Origin of the sequence: Idiomarina sp. UBA3162, from assembly GCF_002364475.1 — a bacterium.
Classification (GTDB): Bacteria; Pseudomonadota; Gammaproteobacteria; order Enterobacterales; family Alteromonadaceae; genus Idiomarina.
The window spans coordinates 1-3472 of the sequence record NZ_DEYI01000033.1; the positions used below are offsets into that span (position 1 = coordinate 1).

The 3472-nt window shown below is 45.2% G+C and carries 2 protein-coding genes and 1 pseudogene; 1 reads left to right on the forward strand and 2 read right to left on the reverse strand.

Going from position 1 to position 3472, the window contains the following annotated elements; translation table 11 throughout:
- Together B2X00_RS03775 and B2X00_RS03780 are read right to left on the reverse strand one after the other, a co-directional pair.
- On the reverse strand, positions 1–664 hold a 664-nt coding region (locus B2X00_RS03775; protein ID WP_290486182.1), incomplete at its 3' end, for a pyrimidine/purine nucleosidase domain-containing protein.
- 30 nt (positions 665–694) lie between these two features.
- A complete protein-coding gene (locus tag B2X00_RS03780) occupies positions 695–2251 on the reverse strand; it encodes a GGDEF domain-containing protein (protein ID WP_290486183.1) in 1557 nt (518 codons plus the stop codon).
- Between the two features lie 228 nt (positions 2252–2479).
- On the opposite strand from B2X00_RS03780, the pseudogene B2X00_RS03785 reads away from it, so the two are divergent.
- Positions 2480–3472 (forward strand): annotated as a pseudogene (locus tag B2X00_RS03785) (M61 family peptidase); the annotation flags it as partial.

The window sequence follows — 3472 nt, forward strand, 5'->3', positions numbered from 1 at the left end:
TAGGTGGCTCAGCTGCAATAATACCAGGCTCTGTTAAACCTAAGTAACGGCCGCCTTCAACACGTTGCTTGGCGTGCCCTATGGTTGCGCCTTTCATGGGTCCTTTCATCGCGCCTGGACCACAGCCCGTACAGATGTTCAGTCCACGCAACCCCACGTGATAACCGACTTCTTTGGTGTACTTATATTCGGTTTCGTTAATTGAGTGGCCACCCCAGCAAACCACCATGTTGGGCTCTTCTTGCGGGCGTAACGTCCGTGCGTTGCGTAAAATATCAAAGACCACATGTGTTAACGTTGCACTATCCGCTTGCTCTAAGTCGGTTTCTGAATAGCGCTCACCGGTGAACAAAATATCGCGTAACACAGACTCGAGCAGCTCGCGTATACCGACAATGACTTCGCCATCAACAAAGGCTTCTTCTGGTGGTTCAATGAGTTCTAGTTTAATACCGCGCTCACGACGAATAATGTTGACTTCAAAGTCTTTATAACTGTCATAAATATCAGCCGAACTATCAGTGTGACTACCGGCGTTCAGTACCGCTAAACAGCAATTACGAAAAAGCTTATATAGTTGACTGTTGGATGATGCTTTTAATCGTTCGATTTCTAATTGTGATAGCAGGGACATACTTCCCTGAGGTGAGATACTTGCTTTCATTACTTATTTCTTACTCCTAAACAATTTGCCTCAATCTGATACAGCGCTGGCGAGCACAATCTTATTCCTGCCTGTTCTCTTAGCCTCGTATAGTGCTTTGTCGGCTGCATCAAATAGTGAGGTTAACGATTGGTTGACTTGCTGTAGTTCAGCGATCCCAACCGATACGGTAATCCTAATATCTTCTGATCTAAATTTGAAAGGGATATTACGGATACGATCGCACGCTTTTTCTAAACGTGCTTGCGCGTCGGTAATCGATGTATTGGGGAAGAGTATGACGAACTCCTCACCACCGTAACGACACACAAAATCTGCTTCATTGACTGCCTTTCTTAACATACTTGCAATCACTTGTAACGTTTTATCGCCTGCGCTGTGGCCAAAATTGTCGTTGATCCGCTTAAAAAAGTCGATATCTAACACGGCTATACTCAACGGTTCTCGCGTACGTTTAAAGCGCTGTTCTTCAACACTCATACGCTCTTCGAGCGCTGCTCTGTTAGGCAGTTTAGTCAGACTATCCTGTAGACTTTTAAATTTTTGCTCAGCTAATTTTTGTTTGTAATGATGCACTTGCTGCTCGAAGTGGGTCAGCTTGCTTGTCAGTTTTGACGTTGTACGCTCAAACTGCTGCCTCTCTTTGTTTTCCAAAGCCAACTTCTCTTGCAATGTTTCATTGAGACGGTTCAAGTGGCCCGCCACTTCTTGTTTAAGTGTTTCTAAGTGCTGTGCTCCCTGTACAGAAGCGTTTAATTCATCAACATTCGACTTGAGCTGCTGATTGAGCGTCGAATTATCTTTCTCGTAGTGGCTACGCTCCTGAACACTCTGACTTAATGTGCCTTGAACGGCGCCTAAAGTTTGTGAGATCTCAAGTAGGAAATTTTGAGCAGATTGACGCTCTAAATTGACACCGTCGATAATGGTCTCAAGCAAACTGACCATAGCCGTTAGTAGTTCGGTGGCAGTCAACTTTCCTTTAAACTGCCGTGTGAGCGCAATAAGTTGTTGCTCGGTCGAGCCGGTAAACTCTAACTGGGCAATCAGTTTTACTACGATTTTTTGTTCTTGGCTGTAATCTTGCTTGGGCTGTTCTACGATGTCATGACCTAATCGCTGGCAGTATTTTAATAGACTGATCAGCAGCGGAATATAGTGCATCACCGATACATGTTGCGACTCCGTTGAGTCTATGATGCGTTGTAGTTCGGCACGGGCATCTTGATTCAGAGCCGGTTGCTTTTTTAACCAACCAATGGCCTCGAGCGTCGCTTCATGAGACGCTTTTAAGTTGCGTTGTACACGATGAGTGACCGATTGAATGTGAGTTTCTGATTCAGCCATGACGGGCTTGAGCTGTTCCATGCCACTGTTTCGTTGCAGCAAACCACGTAACTTGGTTAGCGAATTATCGAGGTTCTGGTCTAAGCCTCCACACGCATAAGACAGCTGCGTAAGCATGTTTGAAAAATGAGTCCAATCGTGTTGGTATTCGTCTTCGAGCTGTTTGCGCGACTGGATGGTTTGATTGAGTCGCTTTTCAAGAATTGCTAATTTTTCTTCGGCCGAATTCGATTGATTCAAAACTCACTCTCGCACGGGGTATCTTTTCTGGTCATACGTTCATTGTATACCATAGGATTGTAAATATTCGATGAAAGCACGTAAAAATTTATTTCTGCGTACATCATTAAACGGTAAAAACTGACCTCTAGTCGCACAGACTCCCGCTCAAAGTCACATCATGCTACGCTTAGGCTGCTTATTTACGCGTAAAAATTAGAACAAGAGAACTCATCACAAGGAGTTAATGTGTTTAAGAAATCTTTATTAGCGCTCGCCGTTTGCGCATCAACATCCGCTTGGGCTGATGTTGACTATCACATTGATTTGACCGAACCGACCCACCATACCGGTCAAGTGGATATTGTTTTTCCAGATGTTGAAAGCAGTTACATCGACGTTAAGATGCCTGCTTGGCGCACGGGTTATTATCGTATATTAAACCTAGCCAATGGCGTGCGTGACTTCGCTGCTACTTCGGAAGAGGGCGAGCCGCTAAACTGGGAAAAGGTTGATAAAAGCACGTGGCGCATTCATCTGCCTGAGTCAGCACAAGGCGATGACGTCAAAGTAAACTATCAAATTTATGCGAATCAACTCGGACGTCGTAGTCGTCATATCGATGACTCGCATGCTTACTTGGATGCCTCTGCGGTCTTTATGTATGCCGACGCCTATCGTGCTGAGCCGGTTACGGTCAGTCTTGATGTGAAAGACGATTGGCGTAGTGTATCAGGCATGGAAAGTGAAGGGGCGCATACGTTTGTCGCGGATAACTGGGATATCTTAGTTGATTCACCCATTGAGACCGGTATCAACGAACTTTATAAATTCACGGTCGATGATCGTCATTACGAAGTCGTCTTTTGGGGCGAAGGCAATTACGATGCCGAACAAACCGTCGAAGATTTAGAGAAACTGGTGCAACAGTCGCAGAATATTTGGCGAGGTCACCCGTATGAGCGTTATGTCTTTATGATCCACGCAACGTCAGGCGCCGGTGGTGCAACCGAACACCGCAATTCGACCATTATTCAGCGACCACGTTACAGCTATGCAAGCCGAGATGACTACCTTAGCTTCCTATCAACCGCCTCTCACGAACTCATCCATACTTGGAACGTTAAAGCGTATCGTCCCGAGGCTTTGGTTCCTTATGATTATCAAAAGGAGAACTACACGGATCTTTTTTGGTTGGCCGAAGGATCAACAAGTTATTTCCAAAATCACTTGTTGATGCAA